This window comes from Xenorhabdus sp. XBWT, from assembly GCF_059072735.1.
In genome coordinates this window covers 114,664-138,072 of sequence record NZ_CM180990.1, presented here as the reverse complement: position 1 = coordinate 138,072, position 23,409 = coordinate 114,664, and the positions used below count along the sequence as shown (strand labels likewise).

At 44.7% G+C, this 23,409-nt stretch carries 17 protein-coding genes, 1 tRNA gene and 4 pseudogenes; 17 read left to right on the top strand and 5 right to left on the bottom strand.

Annotated features, from left to right (window positions below; translation table 11 throughout):
- The first annotated feature begins 11 nt into the window (after positions 1-11).
- From paaF to AC5JQI_RS00535, 10 genes are all read left to right on the top strand, one after another.
- Positions 12-785: a 2,3-dehydroadipyl-CoA hydratase PaaF gene (paaF, locus tag AC5JQI_RS00580; RefSeq protein ID WP_493913361.1), complete on the top strand. Its 774-nt coding sequence runs from the start codon at positions 12-14 to the stop codon at positions 783-785.
- A 3-nt stretch (positions 786-788) separates the two neighbouring features.
- The gene (gene paaG / locus AC5JQI_RS00575) at positions 789-1,586 is read left to right on the top strand and encodes a 2-(1,2-epoxy-1,2-dihydrophenyl)acetyl-CoA isomerase PaaG (RefSeq protein WP_493913360.1); all 798 of its coding nucleotides are present in this window, start codon (positions 789-791) and stop codon (positions 1,584-1,586) included.
- 2 nt (positions 1,587-1,588) lie between these two features.
- Positions 1,589-3,235, top strand: a complete 1,647-nt coding sequence (locus AC5JQI_RS00570; RefSeq protein WP_493913359.1) for a 3-hydroxyacyl-CoA dehydrogenase — start codon at positions 1,589-1,591, stop codon at positions 3,233-3,235.
- Between the two features lie 69 nt (positions 3,236-3,304).
- Complete coding sequence (gene pcaF / locus AC5JQI_RS00565; RefSeq protein ID WP_493913358.1) at positions 3,305-4,519, top strand: 3-oxoadipyl-CoA thiolase; 1,215 nt, start codon at positions 3,305-3,307, stop codon at positions 4,517-4,519.
- Positions 4,520-4,620: 101 nt separating this feature from the next.
- Complete coding sequence (paaK, locus tag AC5JQI_RS00560) at positions 4,621-5,964, top strand: phenylacetate--CoA ligase PaaK (protein ID WP_493913357.1); 1,344 nt, start codon at positions 4,621-4,623, stop codon at positions 5,962-5,964.
- A gap of 173 nt (positions 5,965-6,137) precedes the next feature.
- The gene (gene paaX, locus AC5JQI_RS00555) at positions 6,138-7,076 is read left to right on the top strand and encodes a phenylacetic acid degradation operon negative regulatory protein PaaX (RefSeq protein WP_493913356.1); all 939 of its coding nucleotides are present in this window, start codon (positions 6,138-6,140) and stop codon (positions 7,074-7,076) included.
- Positions 7,077-7,453: 377 nt separating this feature from the next.
- The gene (locus AC5JQI_RS00550) at positions 7,454-8,635 is read left to right on the top strand and encodes a M20 metallopeptidase family protein (RefSeq protein WP_493913355.1); all 1,182 of its coding nucleotides are present in this window, start codon (positions 7,454-7,456) and stop codon (positions 8,633-8,635) included.
- Positions 8,636-9,123: 488 nt separating this feature from the next.
- The gene (gene treB / locus AC5JQI_RS00545; RefSeq protein WP_493913354.1) at positions 9,124-10,557 is read left to right on the top strand and encodes a PTS trehalose transporter subunit IIBC; all 1,434 of its coding nucleotides are present in this window, start codon (positions 9,124-9,126) and stop codon (positions 10,555-10,557) included.
- 50 nt (positions 10,558-10,607) lie between these two features.
- Entirely contained in the window at positions 10,608-12,272 is a 1,665-nt protein-coding gene (gene treC / locus AC5JQI_RS00540; protein ID WP_493913353.1) for an alpha,alpha-phosphotrehalase, read from the top strand.
- Between the two features lie 386 nt (positions 12,273-12,658).
- Positions 12,659-12,985: a lysozyme inhibitor LprI family protein gene (locus AC5JQI_RS00535; RefSeq protein ID WP_323854892.1), complete on the top strand. Its 327-nt coding sequence runs from the start codon at positions 12,659-12,661 to the stop codon at positions 12,983-12,985.
- Between the two features lie 90 nt (positions 12,986-13,075).
- Here AC5JQI_RS00535 and rsmJ read toward each other — a convergent pair whose 3' ends face one another.
- Complete coding sequence (gene rsmJ, locus AC5JQI_RS00530) at positions 13,076-13,819, bottom strand: 16S rRNA (guanine(1516)-N(2))-methyltransferase RsmJ (protein ID WP_493913352.1); 744 nt, start codon at positions 13,817-13,819, stop codon at positions 13,076-13,078.
- Between the two features lie 6 nt (positions 13,820-13,825).
- A complete protein-coding gene (gene prlC / locus AC5JQI_RS00525) occupies positions 13,826-15,868 on the bottom strand; it encodes an oligopeptidase A (protein WP_493913351.1) in 2,043 nt (680 codons plus the stop codon).
- A 224-nt stretch (positions 15,869-16,092) separates the two neighbouring features.
- On the opposite strand from prlC, the gene AC5JQI_RS00520 reads away from it, so the two are divergent.
- The 4 genes and pseudogenes from AC5JQI_RS00520 (at position 16,093) to AC5JQI_RS00505 (ending at position 18,338) form a co-directional block, all read left to right on the top strand.
- A tRNA-Sec gene (locus tag AC5JQI_RS00520) sits at positions 16,093-16,187 on the top strand.
- A gap of 20 nt (positions 16,188-16,207) precedes the next feature.
- A pseudogene (locus tag AC5JQI_RS00515) lies at positions 16,208-16,528 on the top strand (tyrosine-type recombinase/integrase); the annotation flags it as partial.
- Positions 16,519-17,872 (top strand): annotated as a pseudogene (locus AC5JQI_RS00510) (DNA primase family protein); the annotation flags it as partial. The pseudogenes AC5JQI_RS00515 and AC5JQI_RS00510, both read left to right, overlap by 10 nt.
- A complete protein-coding gene (locus AC5JQI_RS00505; protein WP_493914576.1) occupies positions 17,853-18,338 on the top strand; it encodes a GNAT family N-acetyltransferase in 486 nt (161 codons plus the stop codon). The pseudogene AC5JQI_RS00510 and the gene AC5JQI_RS00505, both read left to right, overlap by 20 nt.
- Positions 18,339-18,369: 31 nt before the next feature.
- On the opposite strand, the pseudogene AC5JQI_RS00500 reads toward AC5JQI_RS00505, so the two are convergent.
- Positions 18,370-18,627 (bottom strand): annotated as a pseudogene (locus AC5JQI_RS00500) (ATP-dependent Clp protease proteolytic subunit); the annotation flags it as partial.
- Positions 18,628-19,106: 479 nt separating this feature from the next.
- Here AC5JQI_RS00500 and AC5JQI_RS00495 point away from each other — a divergent pair.
- Positions 19,107-20,243 (top strand): ISAs1 family transposase, encoded by a 1,137-nt coding sequence (locus tag AC5JQI_RS00495; protein ID WP_493913350.1) that lies wholly within the window; start codon positions 19,107-19,109, stop codon positions 20,241-20,243.
- 71 nt (positions 20,244-20,314) lie between these two features.
- Here the strand turns inward: AC5JQI_RS00495 and AC5JQI_RS00490 are convergent, their stop codons facing one another.
- Complete coding sequence (locus AC5JQI_RS00490; protein ID WP_493912972.1) at positions 20,315-21,352, bottom strand: IS630 family transposase; 1,038 nt, start codon at positions 21,350-21,352, stop codon at positions 20,315-20,317.
- Between the two features lie 56 nt (positions 21,353-21,408).
- Positions 21,409-21,621 (bottom strand): annotated as a pseudogene (locus AC5JQI_RS00485) (IS3 family transposase); the annotation flags it as partial.
- Positions 21,622-21,937: 316 nt separating this feature from the next.
- Between AC5JQI_RS00485 and dynA the strand changes: the two are divergent.
- The gene (dynA, locus tag AC5JQI_RS00480; protein WP_493913349.1) at positions 21,938-23,134 is read left to right on the top strand and encodes a dynobactin maturation radical SAM/SPASM protein DynA; all 1,197 of its coding nucleotides are present in this window, start codon (positions 21,938-21,940) and stop codon (positions 23,132-23,134) included.
- 19 nt (positions 23,135-23,153) lie between these two features.
- Positions 23,154-23,321 carry a dynobactin A family peptide antibiotic gene (gene dynB, locus AC5JQI_RS00475; RefSeq protein WP_493913348.1) on the top strand — a complete coding sequence of 56 codons (168 nt, stop codon included), beginning with the start codon at positions 23,154-23,156 and terminating at the stop codon, positions 23,319-23,321.
- Positions 23,322-23,409 lie beyond the last annotated feature (88 nt).

Here is a 23,409-nt window from a genome sequence, read left to right as displayed (position 1 = left end):
GAGGAACGAATATGAGTCAGGAATGGATTTTATGCCGCCAGCAGCAAAGAGTACGCACTCTGACCCTCAACCGTCCTGAAGTGCGTAACGCCCTCAGCAATGACTGCCTTGAACTGCTTGTCCGGCAGTTAGAACAGGCAGATGAAGATGAAGGCACAGGTGCTATTGTTATTACAGGTTCATCGCGCTTTTTCGCGGCAGGGGCTGATCTGAAAGAACTACAACAACAGACCGTGGCAACAGCCATGACAGACCGCCGTCCACAACTTTGGCAACGCTTAAACAACATTAACAAACCCCTGATTGCAGCGGTCAATGGCTACGCCCTTGGCGCCGGCTGTGAATTAGTGCTGGCCTGTGATCTGGTGATTTGTGGGGAAGGTACCCGTTTTGGTTTGCCGGAAATCACTCTGGGGCTGATACCGGGGGCGGGTGGGACGCAGCGTCTCATCCGCAGCGTCGGCAAGGCGCTGGCTTCCCTGATGATACTGACGGGTGAGTCCATCAACGCCAAGCAGGCACAACAAGCGGGAATGGTCAGCGAAGTGTGCACCGATGACCTGACGTTAGAACGTGCCGAACAGATAGCCCAACGCATCAGTGAACTTTCCCCGCTGGCACTGCGGGCAGCCAAAGCCGCTCTCAAAACCGCACAGGAAACCAGCCTGTCACAAGGGTTACTCGCCGAACGCCAGCAGTTTGTCGCCCTTGCGGGTACGACCGATCGTCAGGAAGGCATTGCTGCCTTTCTGGAAAAACGTAAACCAACATTTAAAGGATCTTGATAGATGGAAAACATGCCCGTGGTACTCACCGATATTGAGGCTGGGGTCCTGAGCATCACACTTAACCGCCCAGAATATCTCAATAGTTTTAACGAGGAATTGCATCAACAATTAAGTAAGGCAATGGATATTGCGGAACAGGATGAATCAGTGCGCTGTGTTCTGCTTACAGGAGCCGGACGCGGCTTCTGCTCTGGACAAGATTTAAATGATAGAAACACCGTTATTTCTGATGGCGACATTCCCGACCTCGGCAAATCTGTTGAACGTTACTACAATCCGCTTATCCGACGCATGACTTCCTTGCCCAAGCCCATTATCGGGGCCGTCAACGGTGTTGCAGCAGGGGCTGGTGTCTCCCTTGCACTAGCCTGCGACATTGTGATCGCGTCCCGCACAGCCAGCTTCATTCAGGCCTTCTGCCGCATTGGCCTGACACCAGATTCCGGCGGCAGTTGGTTATTGCCCTATAAAATCGGGCATGCCCGTGCAATGGGAATGGCATTGTTGGGAGAAAAAATCAGCGCAGAACAAGCTTTGGCATGGGGCATGATCTGGCAAGTCGTCGAACCTGAGGAGTTAGAGAATAAAACCCGGGAACTTGCACAACATTTAGCTGCCCAGCCTACAGTGGCACTTGGCTGCATCAAGCAATCCACTTACGCCGCAGCCAGCAATACCTTAGAGCAACAACTTGACCTCGAACGCGACTTACAACGTCAATGTGGACACAGTGAAGACTTCCGTGAGGGAGTGAGTGCGTTCATTGAAAAACGTCAGCCAAAGTTTCAGGGGAAATAGCGATGAAAACGCCACCACTCAACGGTCCCATCGCCGTCATTGGTGCGGGAACAATGGGCATCGGCATTGCTCAGGTCGCGGCTCAGGCAGGACATTCTGTCCTGTTGTTTGATGTGAGTGGCGAAGCTGCACGTCATGCGCTGGATAATCTCCACACCCGTCTGAATCAGCGGGTGGAGATGGGGAAAGCAGAGGCGGGCGCAACGCAGGCCCTGTTACAGCGTATCACTCGGGTCGATTCATTGCAGGCACTGGCACCTTGTGTGCTGGTGATTGAAGCCATCATCGAACAATTGGAAGCCAAACAAAACCTATTCCGCCAACTGGAATCCATTTGTTCAGCCCGAACCTTGTTTGCCAGCAACACTTCGTCACTGTCGATTACCGCCATTGCCCGTGAACTGTCTGCGCCACAGCGCATGGCAGGGCTGCATTTCTTTAATCCAGCCCCCTTGATGAAACTGGTGGAAATCATACAGGGTCTGGAAACTTCCCCCCAAACCGTGGAAATACTTAAGGTTCTCATTGCAGATTGGAAAAAACAGCCCGTAGTCTGCCGCTCCACTCCGGGGTTTATCGTCAATCGCATTGCCCGCCCGTTCTATGCGGAAGCCCTGCGCGCATTAGAAGAGCAAGTCGCCAGCCCCCCAACACTGGATGCGGTCATGAAAGAGTCCGGTGGCTTTGCGATGGGACCATTACAACTGATGGATTTGATCGGGCATGATATCAACTACGCGGTGACCGAATCCCTTTTCCACGCCTTCTACGGCGATCCCCGTTTCCAGCCTTCACTGCAACAAAAAGAGTTAGTAGATGCAGGCTATCTGGGTCGCAAACGCGGTCGTGGATTTTATGTTTATGATATAAAAGGAAATAATACAAAAGGAAATGATAAGAAGAAAGATACCCAGCTACAGCCTAAAATAGAGCCTAAACAGTCCAAAGGACAAAAACTGCCAATGCGGATCAGAGCAACAGGCAATTGGGTCGCTTTACCTCATTTTGTCAGCCTGCTACGGCAACCCGATTTACAGAAATATAACATCGTCTTTGAAGAACACAAAAATGACCGGTTCCATTCTCCCACCTTGCAGCTTGATGACGTCATCTTGATACTGACCAAAGGGAGAACATGTGCTCAGATCACTGACGAAATCAGAGTACCGGTGATGCAGTTTGATTTGTCTGCCAATCATCAAACGGCTTCCATTATCACGCTCAGTACCGCCTACCAGAATACACCCCAGCAAACAGCAAAAGTGATTAGTTTTATACAATCACTTGGCAAGCAGGTGATCCTTCTGCCGGACTATCCCGGCTTGCTGGCAATGCGCACTGTTGCCATGTTGTGCAACGAAGCGCTGGATGCCGTCAACAAAGGCATTGCCAGAGCAGAAGACATTGATCTAGCGATGCGTTATGGCGTGAGTTATCCCATCGGCCCACTGACGTGGGGTGAACAAGTGGGCTGGAAGCACATTCTCACCACGCTGGAAAACCTGCATAAATACTATGGAGAATCCCGTTACCGCCCTGTACCTCTTCTGCGCCAGCTGGCGGCAGATCATGCCAGATTGCAACTCTCCCGGCTGCACGAAGACCATAAACACAAAAACAATAATAAGGGGAGCAGCCATGCGCGATAACACCACCCACCAACAGGCCCGCCACCATATTGAAACCTTAATTCAGAAAAACAAGCCGGGAGAAAAATCATGACTCATGCGTTTATCTGTGATGGTATCCGTACCCCCATCGGACGTTATGGCGGTGTACTTTCCGGCCTGCGGGCTGATGACCTGGCTGCCCTGCCTCTACGGGCATTGATGACCCGTTACCCTAAACTGGATTGGGGACAAATTGATGATGTGATCCTCGGCTGTGCCAACCAAGCGGGGGAAGATAACCGCAACGTGGCCCGCATGGCGCTGTTGCTGGCGGGATTACCGGATTCAATATCGGGTACAACGGTTAACCGTCTGTGCGGCTCCGGTCTGGATGCTCTGGCCTTTGCCGCCCGCAGTATCAAAGCGGGTGATGCCCAACAGGTATTAGCGGGGGGTGTTGAATCAATGACCCGTGCCCCTTTCGTCATGGGCAAATCTGACAGTGCATTCAGCCGCCAAACGGAGATTTTTGATACCACCCTCGGCTGGCGTTTTATCAACCCACTGATACAACAGCAATTTGGCACAGATTCCATGCCGGAAACAGCAGAAAACGTCGCGACCCAGTTTCAAATTAGCCGGGATGATCAGGATGCTTTCGCTCTGCGCAGCCAGCAACGCGCAGCCAACGCACAACAGCGCGGCGTACTGGCGGAAGAAATCATCCCCGTGACTCTGCCTTCGCGCGGTAAAAAAGGCACAGCAACGATCGTCTCACAAGATGAACACCTTCGTCCTGAAACTACATTAGAACAACTGCAACGGCTCAAAACCCCATTCCGTACTGACGGCACCGTGACCGCAGGTAACGCATCCAGCGTCAATGATGGCGCGGCGGCGCTTATCATCGCCTCAGAAACGGCAGCATTACGGCAAGGGCTGTCACCACGGGCACGCATCATCGCAACGGCAACATGTGGAGTAGAACCCCGCATTATGGGGATCGGGCCAGTGCCAGCCACCCGCAAGGTACTGAAGTTGGCCGGCCTTGGCTTACATCAAATGGATGTCATTGAGCTGAACGAAGCCTTCGCTGCGCAATCACTGGCCGTACTGCGCCAATTGGGTTTGCCTGATGATGCAGAACATGTCAACCCGAATGGTGGTGCGATTGCGCTGGGCCATCCGCTTGGCATGAGCGGGGCACGCCTTGCGCTGACAGCGACACTGGAACTGGAACGGCGTGTAGCGCGCTATGCTTTATGCACCATGTGCATTGGCGTAGGACAAGGCATCGCCATGATTATTGAACGTATTTCGTAGCACAATTTATACCCGATAACTGATTAAAAAACTGAACCCACACCTGCACATAACTACAAAAGTAACCTGTTACAAACAAATCAACAAAAGGACAGGAAATTATGAGCAACAACGTACATCACCCCTATCAACATTTAAAACAACACCTGCAACAACATCTGGATCCGATGGAATTTGCTTCACGAGATGAAATTCAGGCTCAGCAAGTTGAGCGCATGAAATGGACTCTCAATCACGCTTATCACAGTGTTCCCATGTACCGCCGCAAGTTTGATGAAGCAGGTATCCATCCGAGCGATTTCAAACAACCCGGAGACATCCAGAAATTCCCTTACACCACCAAGCAAGATCTGCGTGATCACTACCCTTTTGATACCTTTGCCGTTCCAATGGAACAAATTGTACGCATCCATGCCTCATCCGGTACAACAGGACGGCCTACCGTCGTGGGTTACACCCGGCAGGATATCGACAATTGGTCAAATCTTATCGCCCGTAGCTTGCATTTTGCAGGCGTAAGCGCCAAAGACAAAATCCACGTTGCCTACGGCTATGGTCTGTTCACAGGAGGATTGGGCGCTCATTATGGTGCAGAACGGCTGGGAGCAGCAGTTATTCCAATGTCCGGTGGCAACACAGAAAAACAGGCGCAACTGATTCAGGACTTCAAACCTGATGTCATCATGATGACCCCCTCCTACTGTCTGACACTGTTGGATGAACTGGAACGCCAAATGGGCGGAGATGCCAGCAAATGCTCATTGCGGGTCGGCATCTTCGGGGCTGAACCGTGGACGGCCGCCTTGCGTAACGAGATTGAAACACGCATGGGTATCAAGGCATTGGATATCTACGGCCTGTCCGAAGTCATGGGACCGGGCATAGCCATGGAATCGCTGGAATATACCGACGGCTCCACCATTTGGGAAGATCATTTCTATCCAGAAGTGATTGATCCTGAAAATCTGAATGCCCTGCCGGAAGGAAAAACCGGAGAACTGGTTTTAACGACTCTCACCAGAGAAGCGATGCCCATGATCCGTTACCGTACCCGGGACCTGACACGCTTACTGCCCGGAACAGCACGCAACATGCGTCGCATGGACAGGATCACCGGACGCTCCGACGATATGCTGATCATCCGTGGCATCAATGTCTTCCCGTCACAAGTAGAAGAACAGATCATCCGTTTTAAAGAACTGTCGCCCCACTACCAGCTGGAAGTGAACCGCAACGGCAACCACGACTGCTTATCAATCAACGTGGAACTGAAAGAACCTGACCTGCTCAACCACGAACAATGCCTCAAACTCTGCCACCAGCTTCGTCATCACATTAAATCGATGATCGGACTCAGTACCGATGTCAGTATCGTCAACTGTGGCGTGATCCCCCGCTCAGAAGGCAAGGCTGTTCGGGTCATCGACAACCGACTACATGAATGATCTTTTGCCACCACAAGTTCAATGATGCCGAATTGCGGTGGCACTTCAACACCATTTTCCCAACACTATTTTTTTTCCAATACTGATTTTTTTTCCCAATACTGTTTTCCCTAAGAACCTTTATATAGTTATGCTAATGTCATGACACACTTTTGAGCAAATGACAGAGAAATATGGCACAAAAACTCGACGACTTTATTCGGTATGCCCTTGATGCCCAACCTATCAGCGGAACATCGCTGATCATCTCCTTATATGGGGATGCACTCAGCCACCGTGGCGGGGAAGTCTGGCTTGGCAGTCTGAGTCTTCTGTTAGAACCGATGGGTTTCAGTGACCGCTTCGTACGGACCGCTGTATTTCGCCTGCAAAAAGAGAAATGGCTTGAGGTAGAAAAACTGGGGCGGCGCAGTTATTACCGCATCACCGAACGCGGCATGAATCAATTCCGCCATGCAGAAAGTAAAATCTACCTCGGCGAGCCACCTGAATGGGACGGCAAATGGGATCTGCTGCTACTGGAAGGCACCAGCAAAAATGAACGTGCCCGACTGAAAAAAGAGTTGAGCTGGCTTGGATTCGGTCAACTCAACAACACTCTGATGGCGGCGCCAAGCAGTTCCCGAAGTGATATCCCTGCCTTGTTGGGAGAACTCAACGCCAGCGATTCCGTTATTTACTTCCGCGCCGATTATCCCTATCCACGTTCGGAACAGAGCCTGAAAGAGCGCGTCTCTGCCAGTTGGTCACTGGAACAGGTATCACAGCACTACCACGAATTTATCATCTCCTTCCGTCCCTTGATGGCACTGCTGCGGGATTGCCATGAAGAAGACCTGACACCGGAACGCGGCTTCCAGCTACGCCTGCTGCTGATCCACTTTTACCGCCGGGTGGTGCTGCGCGATCCACTATTGCCGGATGCCCTGCTGCCCATACAATGGGAAGGACAGATTGCCCGTAACTTATGCTTCAATATCTATCAACGCATTGACCCAGCTGCAACACGTTACGTCAGCGAACGCTGTGAAACAACCATCGGTCAGTTACCCCCACCTGCGGCGGCGTACTACCGACGTTTTGGTGGCTTACACAATCAAATAACCACCTGACCAAAATTGCTTTTACCAAACTGTTGCAGATCTCAAACAGTTTGGTAATTATTATCACGTTGAAAAACAGATATAAGCGTATTATTGGGTTGAAACTTAAAATGTTTGGACGGTTATATTGCTACGAGAAATCATGAATTGAATAGAAACTGATAAAAAACCATCTTATCATCATGCTATTTGAAATATTTTTAATATTATTTATCAATATATTGTTGTCAAGCGAGATATAAAAATTGGCCTTGCTACCATACTGAACTTATCTATTATTTACAGTGATCATTGGCATAATATTTCCGGATGAATTGATGTATAATAAATTCGAAATATGGAGAAACCTTTACTCAAATTATATTCAGTATAAAAGGGAGTAATCTATGAACGAGAATAAATATAACATAAGTGAAAAACTGTTCGCATTAAACGAATTCAGTAAAAAAACACGGCAATACTTACATAGAATTCCTGAATTATCGGGTCAGGAATTTAAAACATCTCAGTATTGCCATAATTTAATGCGTAATTTTGGTTACACCATCAAAACTTATGAAGGCTATACCGGTTTTATTGCTGACTTAATCATTGATCCGGAAAAACCGCTGATAGCATTACGCGCCGATATGGACGCTCTTGCTATGTCTGATATGACCAACAATGAGTATACCTCTATACATCCGGGTCGCGCCCATAACTGTGGTCATGATGTCCATATGACTGCCGCTCTGACTGCGGCCAACTATTTATCACAACATCAAGATGAGATGGATGCCAACGTACGTTTTATCTTCCAAATGGCCGAAGAAGATGTATACGTTCCCGGGGCGGATAAAATGGTCGAACTGGGTTGTATGGAAGGAGTCAGTGAAGTCTACGCACTGCATAATAACGCAATGCAGGAAACCGGATGTATCGATTTAGGTACGGGAATTATGTCCTCATGGGGAACAGCATGGACATTGGATGTATACGGTGTTTCCACCCATGCCTCAGCCCCCCAGAATGGGTTAGATGCCATCCGTGAAGTCGGTCGTATCCTTGATTACATGGATTATATCGTTGCCAAGAAAACAAGCCCTTTCAGTCCTGCAGTACTCAGTTGCGGAGTGATAAAAGGAGGAACCGTCTCTAATGCCGTAGCCGACCACGTTCATGCTAAGGGAACTATCCGTGCAATGGATGAAGAAACGCATAGAATCCTAAAAGATAGTTTTCAAGAAATTCTTGCCCGCAGCAAGGATGGAGGATTTAAAACCGCAATCACCTATGCCGGTTATCCCCCAGTGGAGAACCACCCTTATGCACACCAGCGTATTCTGGAGGCTGCAAGCAAATTCTTGCCAGACGAAAATATTAACCCAAATAGTAGTCCCATAACTGCCAGTGAAGATTTCAGTTATATGATTAACGCCACTAAAGATCGCATCGGTGCAATGTTCATACTCGGCAGCGGTAATACAGAAAAAGGAATCAGTAACTATCTGCACTCGAATCCTTATTTTGTTGACGATGACTGCATGTTGGTTGGGGCACAAATTTTTATTAATCTTGTAACGCATTAATTATTTTTCGCGTCCGGTAATGGCAGTACAAGCGGATCTGAGTTCTATTTCTAGATTAAAATATATCCCCGCCGCAAGCAGCGGGGTATTAAAATATGAAAATAAACTATCACCTTTACCGATAACAACAAAACCATTTATCTGGGTTGTGACTCGACAGAGTGTGAACCTTCCTTTATTTTATTCACCTTTGAGGTCATCAACACATAACCTCAGGCTATTAATTTCATAACAAATTAAAAACAATGTAATTAATAAGAATTACAAATATAAGAGTTCTTTTAATTTCAATTGTGTAGCATAAAGTGTGATCTAAAACTCAAACAAAAAATATTTTTATATTAAAAAGTGTCAAATCTGACTAGGATAAATCTGCTATTACTTCAGTCTATTCATTATCTCATCACGAGAGTAATCATTCTGTTAATCGCATTGTTAACCTAAAACCCCCATTATTTATAACTCCTGCCATACCAAGGAGAAAAGGCATGAAGAAAAAACAAATAAATCAAAAGGATGTTGATAAACTTATCACCCTGATTGGCGGAAAAGAAAATATCGCTTCTGTCAGCCATTGCATCACCCGCCTCAGATTCGTTCTTAATGCGCCAGAAAACGCTGATGCTAAAGCTATTGAAGAACTCCCCATGGTCAAGGGTTGTTTCACCAATGCCGGGCAATTTCAGGTGGTTATTGGGACGAATGTGGATGTCTACTATAAAGCTCTGCTTGAAACCACAGGGAAACAATCTGTTAATAAAGAAGAGGTTAAACAGGCAGCTCGCCAAAATATGAAATGGTATGAAAATGCAATTTCACATTTTGCCGAGATCTTTTTCCCGCTATTGCCCGCCCTTATCAGTGGTGGTTTAATCCTCGGTTTTCGTAATCTTATCGGGGATATCCCATTCAGTGATGGCAAATCGCTCGCACAACTCCACCCTGTTTGGCAAAGCATCTATGATTTCCTCTGGTTGATCGGTGAAGCAATATTCTTCTACCTCCCTGTGGGTATCTGTTGGTCTGCCGTTAAAAAAATGGGCGGAACTCCTATTCTGGGGATTGTTCTGGGGATTACGCTGGTTTCCCCGCAATTGATGAATGCTTACCTGCTTGGACAGCAAGTCCCTGATGTCTGGAATTTTGGCTGGTTTACTATCTCCAAAGTCGGTTATCAAGCGCAAGTCATTCCTTCCTTATTGGCAGGCCTGACATTGGGATGGATTGAAACGCGTCTGAAAAAATGGGTGCCGGATTACCTCTATTTAGTTATCGTCCCTGTCACTTCTCTGCTATTAGCAGTTTTCCTTGCCCATGCTCTGATAGGCCCTGCCGGACGCACTATCGGTGATGGTGTTGCCTGGGCAGTGAAAGGGCTGATGACAGGTAGTTTTGCTCCCATCGGTGCCGCTCTGTTCGGTTTCTTCTATGCTCCGCTGGTTATTACAGGTGTACACCAAACTACTCTGGCAATCGATCTGCAAATGATCCAGAGTACTGGCGGAACACCGATCTGGCCTATTATTGCGCTATCCAATATTGCCCAAGGTTCAGCCGTTGTCGGTATTATCTGGGCAAGCAAGAAACAGAAAGAACGCGAAGTTTCCATCCCTGCGGCGATCTCAGCCTACCTCGGAGTGACTGAGCCTGCTATGTATGGTATCAACCTGAAATACCGTTATCCGATGTTCTGCTCAATGATTGGCGCTGGGCTGGCTGGGCTGGTTTGTGGTCTCAACCATGTGATTGCCAATGGCATCGGTGTTGGTGGAATACCGGGCATTCTTTCCATCAAGCCTCAATTCTGGATGGTTTATCTGGTTGCCATGCTTATCGCAATCGTTGTGCCATCAGTGCTGACCATTCTGGCTTATCGCAGAAATGAACGTAAAGCTGCCCTGACCGGCGAAATAACTAATTAATTTATTAAATTCAATAAATTATCAAAAGTATTAAATTAATAGGTATAGTTATGACCGAACAAAAACCGTGGTGGATGGATAGCGTTATTTACCAGATTTATCCAAAAAGTTTTCAGGACAGTACCGGAAAAGGTACAGGAGATATCAATGGTATCACCCAACGGCTGGATTATTTACAGCACCTCGGTGTTGAGGCTATTTGGATAACCCCTATTTATCCGTCTCCGCAAGTTGATAATGGCTATGATGTTGCCGATTACTGTGCCATTAACCCTGATTACGGCTCCATGGAAGACTTTGATAATCTGGTGCAAAACGCCCATCAACGTGGTATTCGCATCATTTTAGATATGGTTTTCAACCATACATCAACTCAACACCCATGGTTTCAGGCTGCTCAGGATATTCATAGCCCTTACCGCCAGTTTTATATCTGGCGGGATGGCGCTGAGAATTCCTTGCCCAATAACTGGAAATCCAAGTTTGGCGGTAATGCGTGGCAATGGCATGCAGAGAGCGAACAGTATTACCTTCACCTGTTCGCAGTAGAGCAAGCCGATTTAAACTGGGAACATGAACCCGTCCGCGCCGAATTGAAAAAAATCTGCGAATTCTGGGGTGATCGCGGAGTGGATGGCTTGCGATTGGATGTCGTTAACCTTGTTTCAAAGCAGCAGGATTATCCTGATGATGATCGCGGAGATGGTCGTCGATTCTATACTGATGGCCCACGGATACATGAATTCCTGCAAGAAATGAGCCGTGATGTTTTTCAACCGAAGGGGTTGATGACAGTTGGTGAAATGTCCTCTACCAGCCTTGAACACTGCCAGCGTTATAGTGCATTGAATGGAACGTCATTATCCATGACATTCAATTTTCACCATCTGAAAGTGGATTATCTGAATGGAGAGAAATGGACTCGTGCGAAGCCTGATTATGTTGAACTGAAAAAGATTTTCTCAACATGGCAACAGGGGATGCATCAAAAAGCATGGAACGCCCTCTTCTGGTGCAACCATGATCAGCCCCGTATTGTTTCTCGATTCGGCGATGAACACCAGTACCATAAAATATCCGCTAAAATGCTGGCAATGGTGCTACACGGTATGCAGGGTACTCCGTATATCTATCAGGGTGAAGAGTTGGGTATGACTAACCCACACTTTACGCGCATTGAAGACTATCGGGATATAGAAAGCCTGAATATGTATCAAGAACATATTGAAAAAGATATGCCGTCAGACGAGATTCTGGCAATTTTGGCGCAAAAATCTCGTGATAACAGCCGAACTCCCATGCAGTGGGATAGTTCAGCGAATGCCGGTTTTACCACAGGTACACCATGGATTACACCTTGCAGTAATTACCCTGAGATTAATGCTGAAGCTGTATTGCAGGATAAAGACTCAGTCTTCTATTGCTATCACGATTTAATCAAGTTGAGGAAACAGCAACCTGTTCTGACATACGGTGATTATCAGGATCTGCTTCCAGAACATCCGTCATTATGGTGTTATTTACGCCGCTGGCAGGATCAAACTCTGTTGGTTATTGCAAACCTTAGTGATAAAACACAACTGTGGTCACCTGAGCTTTCTCTCATACACAAAGACTGGCGAGTATTAATCAGTAACTATCAATCTTCTGTAAGTATCGAAAATGAAAGCAAGATCAAACCTTATGAAGCAATATATTTAATATCCTCAGAGTAATATTATTTATATATTGCCATTTTACATAGTGGTTTGTTTATAAAACGCTTTAAATATCATGCCTCATTAAATATAAATTGAGGTATGATATTTTTACCCGAACACATTATAAATAAAAAACACGAAAATAAACTTCAAAATTCACCTCGATATTTTCAATCTTCTGCTACACTTGAAAAACAGCACATAAAAAAATCAAATACAATCACCCTCTAATATTGGAAGATAATTATGTCTAACTACACAAATATAGTTGGAGTGGCATCCGGTTATCCTGCAAATTAGACGCAACTGGCAAAGCACAGTCATTCACATACGAAAAAGTCGTACCACCAAAATTGCAAACTGGGTCGGAGCCTGTCGTTCCTCCTCATAAGGAGAACTAAATGAAGTATTTCTTTTTTCTATTAATTATCTTATCACCGCTTAGTTTTGCTGCCAGTTTTGATTGTGCCAAAGCCAAGACTCCTGATGAAAAAGCCATTTGCTCCAGCCCAAAACTAAATGATCTGGATGTGGAAATGAGTGTGAAATATCACTTTCTGCGAGGATTATTTGCCATGGGGGTATCGGGCGAAATGTATGATAACCAAACAACATGGCTGAAACAACGGCAAAAGTGCAAAGGAGATACGGCTTGTCTGATGCAAAGTTACCACCAACGCATTAAGCAACTTGATACTTTGTATAATTCAATAGAGAAACCGGTTTGATAGAAAGAATGGAAGCTCAAGGGGGATTTTCTTTCCTTATACGAATAAACCCCATGAGGACATAGGGCTTATTCCTTTAACAAAAACAGTTCAACAGGGATAAATATCGAAGCGGTGGTTTTTGGTTGTAATTGCGGCTGAGGCTTTAACGTCTGCCAGTGGTTCAGCATAGTCAGGCCTTTTCACCACAACCCTGCGTTTTGCCAGAGCACGAGCGGGTTCCAGTAAACTATCCGCATCCTCATCAGCACCCACCAGCGATTGGAAAACACGCATCTCTTTTTTGACCAACGCACTCTTTTGCTTATGCGGATACATTGGGTCAAGATAAACAACATCCGGTGGTGGAGTGATATCCGTCAATGCTGTAATACTTGAAGCATGGATCAGCGTCATGCGCTCTTTCAACCAACCGCCTATTTCTTCATCCTGATAGCCCCGTTGTAGGCCATTATCCAGCAATGCCGCCACGACAGGATTGCGTTCCAGCATTCTGACCTGACAACCAATACTGGCCAGAACAAAAGCATCCCGCCCCAATCCGGCGGTGGCATCCACAACGGTGGGCAAATAATCTTTCTTGATACCCACAGCTTTGGCGACCGCTTCGCCACGACCGCCACCAAAGCGGCGGCGGTGTGCCATTGTTCCCGCTACAAAATCGACATAAATCCCGCCCAGCTTCGGCTCATCGCGCTTACGCAATTCCAGCCGTTCGGGAGTCAGTACCAAAGCCATGACTGAATCTTCATCATGAACCAGATTCCAGCGTTCAGCCAATAACGATAAGGCGCTGTTATCAGCGCCTTCTTCACAAATCAAACAAATCTTCACAAGTTATTATCCACCGATGCCATAACTCTTCAGCATAGCATCCAGTTTTGGTTCACGGCCACGGAAGCGTACAAACAGCGCCATTGGATCTTCTGAGCCACCACGGGACAAGATATTGTCAAGGAATGATTGACCTGTGGTGCGATTGAAAATTCCCTCTTCAGAGAAGCGGGAGTAGGCATCCGCTGCCAGAACATCAGCCCACAGATAGCTGTAGTAGCCTGCGCCATAGCCGCCGTTAAAAATATGGCTAAAGGAGTGTGGAAAACGTCCCCAATCAGGAGATGGTACAACAGAAACGAATTTTTTCACTGAGCGCAGCGTTTCCAGAATTTGTGCTCCCTTGGCTGGGTCATAATCCACGTGCAGGCGGAAATCAAACTGACCAAACTCAAGTTGACGCAGAATTCGCATAGCAGCCTGATAATTTTTGGCGGCCAGCATATTATCCAGCATTTCCTTCGGCAGCGGTTCCTTCGTTTCATAATGACCGGAGATAAACGCCAGCGCGTCAGGCTCCCAACACCAGTTTTCCATAAACTGGCTTGGACACTCTACCGCATCCCACGGTACGCCATTGATACCGGCAACATCCAGAATTTCAATCTGGGTCAGCATCTGGTGCAATCCGTGCCCGAACTCATGGAACAGCGTTGTGACTTCACCGTGCGTGAACAAAGCAGGCTGGTCACCGACTGGTTTGTTGAAGTTACAAATCAGATAAGCAATAGGATTTTGCACCTCGCCGGAAGCGTGGCGCATTCTGTCGATATAATTGTTCATCCATGCACCGCCACGTTTATTTTCACGGGCGTAGAGATCCAAATAGAAACTGCCTAGCAATACCTGCTTATCATCATACAACTCAAAGAAACGTACATCAGGATGCCATGTATCTACATCGTGGCACTCTTTGGCAGTGATGCCATAAATGCGGCGAACGACTTCAAACAGCCCTTCCAGTACACGTTGTTCAGGGAAGTATGGTCGCAATTCTTCATCATTGATGGAGAAATCATGCTGTTTCTGCTTCTCGCTGTAATACGCCAGATCCCATGCATCCAGCTCATCAACCCAGTAGTGAGATTCAGCAAAATCAGCGAGTTCTTCCAACTCTTCCTTACCTTGCTGGTGAGCGCGTTTGGTTAAATCGTTCAGAAAATCTAGCACTTGCTGAGGTGTCTTAGCCATTTTTGTGGCGAGGGAGTTTTCAGCATAGTTCTTGAAGCCCAGCAATTGAGAGAGTTCATGGCGCAACGCGAGGATTTCAGCCATGATTTCACTGTTATCCCATTTACAGGCATCAGGCCCTTGATCGGAAGCACGAGTCGTATAAGCGTGATACATTTCTTTGCGCAGGTCACAATCATCGACATAAGTCATGACTGGCAGATAACTTGGCGCATTCAGCGTCAGGAGCCAGCCATTCTGATCTTTGGCTTCTGCGGCAGCTTTAGCTGCGGCTTTGGCACTTTCAGGCAGACCGTCCAGATCACTCTCATCAGTAATCAGCTTGGTCCATCCCATTGTAGCATCCAGCACATTATTGCCAAATTTCGAACCCAGCTCAGATAAACGGGCAGTAATTTCACCGTAACGTTTCTGTTTCTCTTCTGGCAAGCCAATACCGCTCAATTCAAAATCACGTAAGGTATTTTCAACCGCCTTACGCTGTGGCTGGGAAATCGCCTCAAAGTTATCACTTGCTTTCAGCGATTTATACGCCTGATATAACCCTTTGTGCTGTCCCAGCCAAGTATCAAATTCGGAGAGCAGGGGCAGGCTTTGCTCATAAACTTCGCGCAGCTCAGGACTATTCTTGACCGAATTAAGGTGAGAAACCGGTGACCACACACGAGAAAGTTTATCTTTCTCTTCAGAGATGGGCTGGCACAGATTATCCCAAGTAAAAGTCGAGTGTTGGGATAAAATATTTTCAATGACCTGACGGTAGTTGGCTAACGTCTCTTTCACAGCAGGCACGACATGTTTCGGTGCAATTGCAGAGAATTTAGGCAATGCAGAAAATGTCAGTAACGGATTTGTCATAATGAGCGCCTTTTATGTGTAGTTGGGTATGTACTGAGACCAGCCATTATCCCAGTGGGTTGTTGACGATAGATGGGGATAAGATAACGTGAGTTCAATGCTAATGCCGCACTTTTATGCTAAGAATTCCGCTCTTTTTATATCAGAGATCTGTGATGTGATGAAGGAGTTTAGATGTTTCGGGAGACACGCTATAATCCTCGCTCCTCATCAGTTTCCTTAATGGAAGATCATCGTCCCCGGTGGGGCGGCTGGACTTCAAATCCAGATGGGATCGCCAGCGATCCCCGGCAGGTTCGACTCCTGTGATCTTCCGCCATAATTTGTCCAGTAACGTCTTTTGCTCATAAAGAGAAGCTGCTTGCATTGTGTGTTTATCCCGATACTTCTTTGGCTGAGGCAAGAAAGAAACGTGAGGAAGCCAAGAAACTGATTGCAGAGGGACAAGATCCCAATATTGATAAAAAGCAAAAAAAATTAGCCAGCCAACACAAACTAAACAACACATTCGAAGCTATCACGAGAGAGTGGAATAAATCTAAAGCTGACAGATGGTCATTACGTTATCGTGCTGAAATTATTGATACCTTTGAAAAGGATATTTTCCCTTATATCGGTCATCGTCCCATATCAGAAATTAAACCTTTGGACAGATGGGAGCCAGTCAGCGCGGAGAAGTATTACTGGTGCGTTATGACGGTGATTTGACATTGGATGGCGCTTCGGAAACCATTCATCACTATGACGGTGTTATCTGGCGTCCGGTCAGCGACCGCGATTTAAAGCGGGAAATGGTGGCGGCTTTTATGGAAGAAAAAATGCCGTACTCACCGCACGGTATCAGCGCTGCCGTGGATGCCCTGAAATTATAGCTTCCCATGATGAACGCACCAGAACGCCATTTAATCGGGTTCAGTAATGGTGTGTTTGACCTGAAAATCGGCCAGTTCCGGCCTCATCACAAACATGACTGGTTACTGCTTGCTAATGACGTTGAATTCAATTCCCCCGTTTCGGGGGAAACCCTGCAAAACCATGCGCCTCAGTTTTGGCGTTGGCTTAACCGTGCAACAGGCAACTGTGAAAATAAAGCAGAGAGAGTGCTGGCTGCACTGTTTATGGTGCTGGCAAACCGGTTACGACTGGCAGTTATTTCTGGAAGTCACCGGTGCCGGAGGCAGTGGTAAAAGCATTTTTTCTGAAATCTGCGCGATGCTGGCAGGCAAAGGCAATACCGTTTGCAAGTATGGCCGCACTGGAAAACCCACGGGAGCGTGCGCTGATTGTCGGGTATTCGCTGATTATTCTGCCTGACCAGACCCGCTATGTGGGCGACGGTTCTGGCATCAAGGCCATCACAGGCGGGGATGAAGTCGCTATTGACCCAAAGCACAAACAGTCTTATTCAACCCGCATTCCTGCTGTGGTGCTGGCGGTGAACAATAACGCCATGAGTTTTAGTGATCGCAGTGGCGGGGTATCACGGCGTCGGGTGATTTTCAATTTCTCCGAAATCGTGCCGGAAAACGAACGCGATCCGCTTCTGCGGGACAAAATAGCGGCAGAACTGCCTGTCATTATCCGGCAACTGCTTCATCGGTTTGCTGATCCACACACTGCAAGGCGTTTACTGGCAGAGCAACAAAAATCCGAAGAGGCTTTAGATATCAAACGCGGTACAGATCCACTGGTCGATTTTTGCGGCTATCTGGTGGCTTCCCATGAAGCTGATGGTCTGTTAATCGGCAATGCAGAATAGTGCCGTTCAATCCCCGCAAATATCTTTATCACGCCTACCTTGCCTATATGAAAGGCAACAACCTAAATAAACCGGTTTCCGTGACTCGGTTCGGTATGGATATGCCGGGCGCACTGGCGGAGTACAGCCAGCATTATCTGCGTAAGAAAAGCAAACAGGGCATTCGCAGCAATCTGAGTCTGAATATCGATACCGCTATCGAATGGCTGCCGAAACTGACAAGGGATAACCTGCCAGAAGAATAACTTTTTCCACACAGATAAAGATATTCGTGAACAATTTAATAAAGTCCTTAACCCTGCATTTAATGATAATGGTGATGAAATAAGACTTGCTGTAGTTCTACGTGAACATAATGATTTAGCAGGAGAAATTATGTTAAGGGTAACGAGCAAAGAATCACAGCAGGGGGAAATAGGTTGTATATTTCACCCATTATATCAAAAAAAATCTATTGGAACAGAATCTTTAGGTGCATTAATAGATATTAGCTTTAGTTATTTTAAATATCATAGAATTTATGCAAAATTAGATGCTTTAAATCTAGGTTCTAAAAAATTAGTTGAAAAACTAAGAATGCGTCAAGAGGCTCACTTATTACAAAACGAATACGTTAATGGAATATGGAGTGACATGTATATATACACAATTCTAAAAGATGAATGGAAAGTACCAAAGTTTTTAAAAGAATATGATACTAATATAAAATAGAGGGTGAGATTTTGCCCACCCTCTTTATCATTTATACAGGGCTGACGTCTTCCCAATTGGTTATTATTCGACCTACAATTCCATATTCAATAGCCTGTTGAGGGCGCATCCAATAATTTCTATCAGTATCTTTTTCTACTTTTTCTACTTTTTCTATTGGCTGTCCTGTGGCATCGCTGATAAGCTGATTTATACGATTACGTATCAGCAAAAACTCTCTAGCTTCTATTTCAATATCAGATGCTCTCCCTTCGTACCCTCCTAAAGGTTGATGAATCATAAAACGAGTAGTACAGACCTCTTATACTTGAGTTGAGTAAAAATATACTTAACTTGATGTTCAGAATATGAACTATAACAAATAAATCATAGATAATCCAATTGGCATGTTAACATCAGATGGCCTGAGGTAAAATGTAATATGCCTGAATATAAATATTTTCACTTAACTTAATGTTATTAAATATTTTTCAACTAAATTAAAAAACATTATTTCTGTTATGTTCCGTAACATGTGAAATAGTTATCCATTGTGATTTATGTTTTTAATTATATATGTCACTTTAAATTAGTGGTTTTATTAAGAAATTTCTTGTGTGAAAAATTTATCAATAAAATTTTCGAATTAGTAATATTTAATTACAGTGGTTCGAAAAAAACGTTAGTCTAAACCCAGGGTGAGATCACGAACGTTATTTAATCAAGATAAATCCATTTGACCCATGAATTAAGTTGTGATCTTATACTCCTTTTTTCGGGAACCCTCTAATGGAACTTGATGCCTTTTCTCAGTATTTCGGTGATATTAACGATCCTCGCCAGTCTGCCAAAATCAGCTATCCCCTGTTTGATGTACTTTTTTTGACAATGTGTGCCGTCCTGACGGGGGCAGAAGGTTGGGAAGATATCGAAGACTTCGGAAATATGCGCTGCAATTGGCTTCAGGAAAAGGGATTTTTTCAAACCGGCTTACCCGTACATGACACAATAGCACGTATCATTTCCCGCCTTGATCCTGCCCAGTTTCAACGCTGCTTTATTCGCTGGACTCAGGCGGTCAGTGAACGCACCGACGGGGAAATCATCGCGATTGATGGCAAAGCCTTACGGAGTACCGGGAATTGGCATCAGCGATTATCGCCTATCCATATGGTGAGCGCCTTTGCTACGGCCAATGGCGTTATCATGGGGCAGTTGAAAACCGAAAACAAGTCTAATGAAATCACTGCCATCCCTAAATTAATTGATTTACTGGACATCAAAGGGTGTTTGGTCACCCTCGATGCAATGGGATGCCAGACTAAAATTGCCAAAAAAATTATTGCTCAGGGCGGTGATTATCTGTTGTCCGTAAAAGAGAATCAGGCAACATTACATCGCGCAGTGAAACAAGCGCTGTCAGCACAAGTGACTGCGGTCAGTCAGCCAGAAAATGTCAGTATAGAACAAGGGCATGGACGAATTGAGTTACGTGAGTACCATGTTCTACCGGCAGGAGAACTTGCCGCGCAATTTCCGGAATGGAAAGGTTTAAAAAGCCTTGGCGTGGCAATGCGATATCGCCTTGATAAAAAGGAAAAAAAAGAATCATTGGACTACCATTATTACATCAGCTCAGCAGCGCTTGAGGCAGACCGCTTTAAGGCGGCAGTGCGAAGTCATTGGGGAATTGAGAACCGCGTTCATTGGGTGCTCGATGTTTCCATGAATGAAGATGCGTGCGCCATTCGTCGCGGTAACGGTGCCGAGATATTAGCGGGTATGCGACACCTCTCACTGAATATGTTGCGTGCAGAAACCAGCATAAAAGCCAGTATCAGACGAAAAACGAATATGGCCAATATGAGCAGTGAGTATTTGGACAAGGTATTAATTGCAGGTTTTCAGGTGTTGGGCAAGAAATAAACATTCATGCTCTTGCCCTGCCATTAGCGGCATGTAACTGGGTTAAATTGTAATAATGCAGATATACCAATCTAACTTGAAGGTGCGGGTTTTAAAATCTGAAAATTATCAGTCAGTCGAGTCGTCAGTTCTTTCGTTTTTTCTGGCAACGTGACATGAAAAAAGTGATGAAGGGTTTCACGAAATGTCTTCGCATTCGGAAAATAGACATTGTTACACACTTGCTCATTCATATACTTCCACAATCGCTCTATCGGATTGAGGTTTGGGCTGTAAGGCGGTAGGTAATGCAATTCAATATTCAGGACATACGCAATATCTTTCACCAACTTGGCTCGGTGGTAACCCGCCCCATCCAGAATAATGTGGATTTTTTGCGAAAGCGGGTAAGTTTCCCGGAGCGCCCCGAAAAAATACGCGATGCTTTCAGCATTGATACTCGGATATTCACGGATCACGGTGTCTTCAATTCGTTGTAAATTGAGGGCACCCAGAATATTAAGACGGGTACGACTGCCGGTGGTTTCGACCACTTTTACCTGATTTTTTCCTGCTTTCATCCAGCCATAGCTGAGCTTTGTGGACTGTGAAGGATGCACCGCATCAATAAATAGGATAGGTTCATTTTGACCCGCCCGGTCTTTAAGAGACTGGTAGTCATCAATAAATTGTTGCTGTTGATCCGCATCGAATTTATGAGGCACTCCCTTTGGCTTTTTGTAGCTGAAACCCTGGCGGTGAAGCCATTTCGTCATTCCGCCCACGCTGAAAGACACCTGCCAACGTGCTCGGACGTAAGCCACAATTTGGGCGGTGGTATGCATCAAATTTGTCGTCAAATAATCAATCAAGTCGGCGGTTTGTTCGGCAGAGAGATGGCTTTCAGAACCGCCATTTTCCGGGGTGAGCTTTTCCTGAGCGATAAAATCTTTTAGGTGACGGCTTACCGTACTTTCATGAATACGCAAGGCCTGTGCAATCATCTGAGCAGTCCAGCCCTCTGACGCCAAAAGCACCGCCTTGATGCGATCACAAACTCGACTGTCGCGCGTTGTATCATGCATCAATTCGAGGGCATGTTTTTGTTCTGGTGTCAGATGAATTTTCATGGTTGCAAGCATGATCGGGTTTGGATAAGAAATCAAGCATCTTCAAAGGAGATTGGTATATAATCCAGCACATCTTGTTTTATCTCCTCATGATTTTCATGAGACGTTTTAAATAGCCAGTCATGTTTTAAACTGCTAAAGAAACGTTCAACAACTACATTATCCCAACAGGCTCCCACATCTCCCTGACTCGCTCTCAAATTATAGCCATTGAGCAAGTCCTGATATTGCTGGCTCGTATATTGACTTCCTATATCACTATAAAAAACAAAATAAAGTTAAAAAATAATTAAAATTAATTAAAATCAATTTTATATAAATAAAAAATATTATTTATTTCATGATGCCTTGTTATTATTTAATGTTGAAAGTATATATTATTACAACTTATAGTTTCATCAGTAAAATTAAACCACAAGTAAATTTAAAAATAATAAACATTAAGATTGCTTGATTTAAATCAATAATCACATATTTATTAGTTTGTTGTTAATATGCTATATTTCAACTCAACGGATTATGAGATACCTAAATTAAATTGAATATTTTCCTTACGACAATAATGGGATATGCAAGGAAATTAATATGCAACTTGTAAACATAATAAAACCAACCCATAGATGTAATTTAGCATGCAAATATTGTTATAACGAAGACATAAGACATCCTGTTATGACACTGGAAACTCTTGAAAAAACAATTAAAGATACGTTCGACTATGCCAATGATAAGAAAGTATTTACTTATGTTCATTTCATATGGCATGGTGGTGAACCAATGCTACCCGGTATTAATTTCTATGAAAATGTTGTAGATTTTCAGGAAAAATATAGCAATGGTATAAAATACTTAAATGCCCTTCAAACAAATGGAACATTAATAACTCAAAGATGGTGTGATTTTATCAAAAAAAATAAATTTTTCATGTCTATATCTATTGATGGACCTAAAGATCTAAATGATAAAAATAGAGTTACACATAAGGACACTGGGAGTTTCAATAAGATTATTGAAGGAATCAATAAACTAAGGAAAAATGATATTAATGTTGGTTGTGCTTTAGTAATGAGCAAGACAAACATGAATCATACAGATGAAATATATGATTTCATGTTTGAAAATAAATTACCATTTAACGTGATTCCATTAAATAAATCAGGAAATGCCGTAGATAATTATCAAGATCTCGGATTAGGCCCTGATGAATATTATCTACCATGGAGTAAATTATATGATAAATGGTTTTATGCAGAACCTGAAAATTACATTTTTGTCTCTGACTTTGTAAGGAAAACTCAGGCAATTCTAGCAGGGAGAGCGGCTGATTGTATAGGAATGGCTCAATGTGGAAATACCTCCTTTTCTATTGATCCTGTTGGAGATTTATACCCATGCGCAAGTCTATCAGCTCAACCTGATATGAAATACGGTAATTTACAGAATAATTCTATTTTAGAATTAATGAGTAGCACAAGGGCAACAATATATAGAACAAGAGAAAGCACTGATTCGTGTAAAAAATGCAAGTGGCAACATGTCTGTCATGGTGGTTGTCCTGCAAGGGCATATAAATATCATGATAATGATATATCGCATAAAGACTATTACTGCCCAAGCTTGTATAAAATGTATGAACATATAGAAAAAAGATTAAATGAAAGAGGGCTAACTGCAAGTAAGCCATATAGTAAACATATGAGTGATGGTCTGCTCGGAACTAGTGCTTTTTTAGAGATGGAAAAGCATAAATCCAAGTTAATAGAAGTAATAAATATTAAATAAACATGATAAGGAATTTACTATGAAAGACTTAAAAAAAAGTAATTTATGGAATAAAGCGTTATTAGATTGCGTAGGTGGGGCAGGAAAAGATGTTGGTCAGTCTGTAGAACCTAAGCAGGTAAACAAACTTGTAAAACGAGCAGCTAGTCCTGGTTGGGATGGTAATATATATAAATATGGTTTTTAATTAGTTATTAGGGAGAGGGAATACCCTCTCCCACTCATATTTTTACTGCGTATTTAAAGATTCTTAATAAAAAACCTTCCTATTAGCC

Bases quoted from the DNA above. Each gene is read 5' to 3' on its own strand.
- paaF (WP_493913361.1), top strand. From the start codon at position 12: ATGAGTCAGGAATGGATTTTATGCCGCCAGCAGCAAAGAGTACGCACT.
- paaG (WP_493913360.1), top strand. From the start codon at position 789: ATGGAAAACATGCCCGTGGTACTCACCGATATTGAGGCTGGGGTCCTG.
- AC5JQI_RS00570 (WP_493913359.1), top strand. From the start codon at position 1,589: ATGAAAACGCCACCACTCAACGGTCCCATCGCCGTCATTGGTGCGGGA.
- pcaF (WP_493913358.1), top strand. From the start codon at position 3,305: ATGACTCATGCGTTTATCTGTGATGGTATCCGTACCCCCATCGGACGT.
- paaK (WP_493913357.1), top strand. From the start codon at position 4,621: ATGAGCAACAACGTACATCACCCCTATCAACATTTAAAACAACACCTG.
- paaX (WP_493913356.1), top strand. From the start codon at position 6,138: ATGGCACAAAAACTCGACGACTTTATTCGGTATGCCCTTGATGCCCAA.
- AC5JQI_RS00550 (WP_493913355.1), top strand. From the start codon at position 7,454: ATGAACGAGAATAAATATAACATAAGTGAAAAACTGTTCGCATTAAAC.
- treB (WP_493913354.1), top strand. From the start codon at position 9,124: ATGAAGAAAAAACAAATAAATCAAAAGGATGTTGATAAACTTATCACC.
- treC (WP_493913353.1), top strand. From the start codon at position 10,608: ATGACCGAACAAAAACCGTGGTGGATGGATAGCGTTATTTACCAGATT.
- AC5JQI_RS00535 (WP_323854892.1), top strand. From the start codon at position 12,659: ATGAAGTATTTCTTTTTTCTATTAATTATCTTATCACCGCTTAGTTTT.
- prlC (WP_493913351.1), bottom strand. From the start codon at position 15,868: ATGACAAATCCGTTACTGACATTTTCTGCATTGCCTAAATTCTCTGCA.
- AC5JQI_RS00495 (WP_493913350.1), top strand. From the start codon at position 19,107: ATGGAACTTGATGCCTTTTCTCAGTATTTCGGTGATATTAACGATCCT.
- AC5JQI_RS00490 (WP_493912972.1), bottom strand. From the start codon at position 21,352: ATGAAAATTCATCTGACACCAGAACAAAAACATGCCCTCGAATTGATG.
- dynA (WP_493913349.1), top strand. From the start codon at position 21,938: ATGCAACTTGTAAACATAATAAAACCAACCCATAGATGTAATTTAGCA.
- dynB (WP_493913348.1), top strand. From the start codon at position 23,154: ATGAAAGACTTAAAAAAAAGTAATTTATGGAATAAAGCGTTATTAGAT.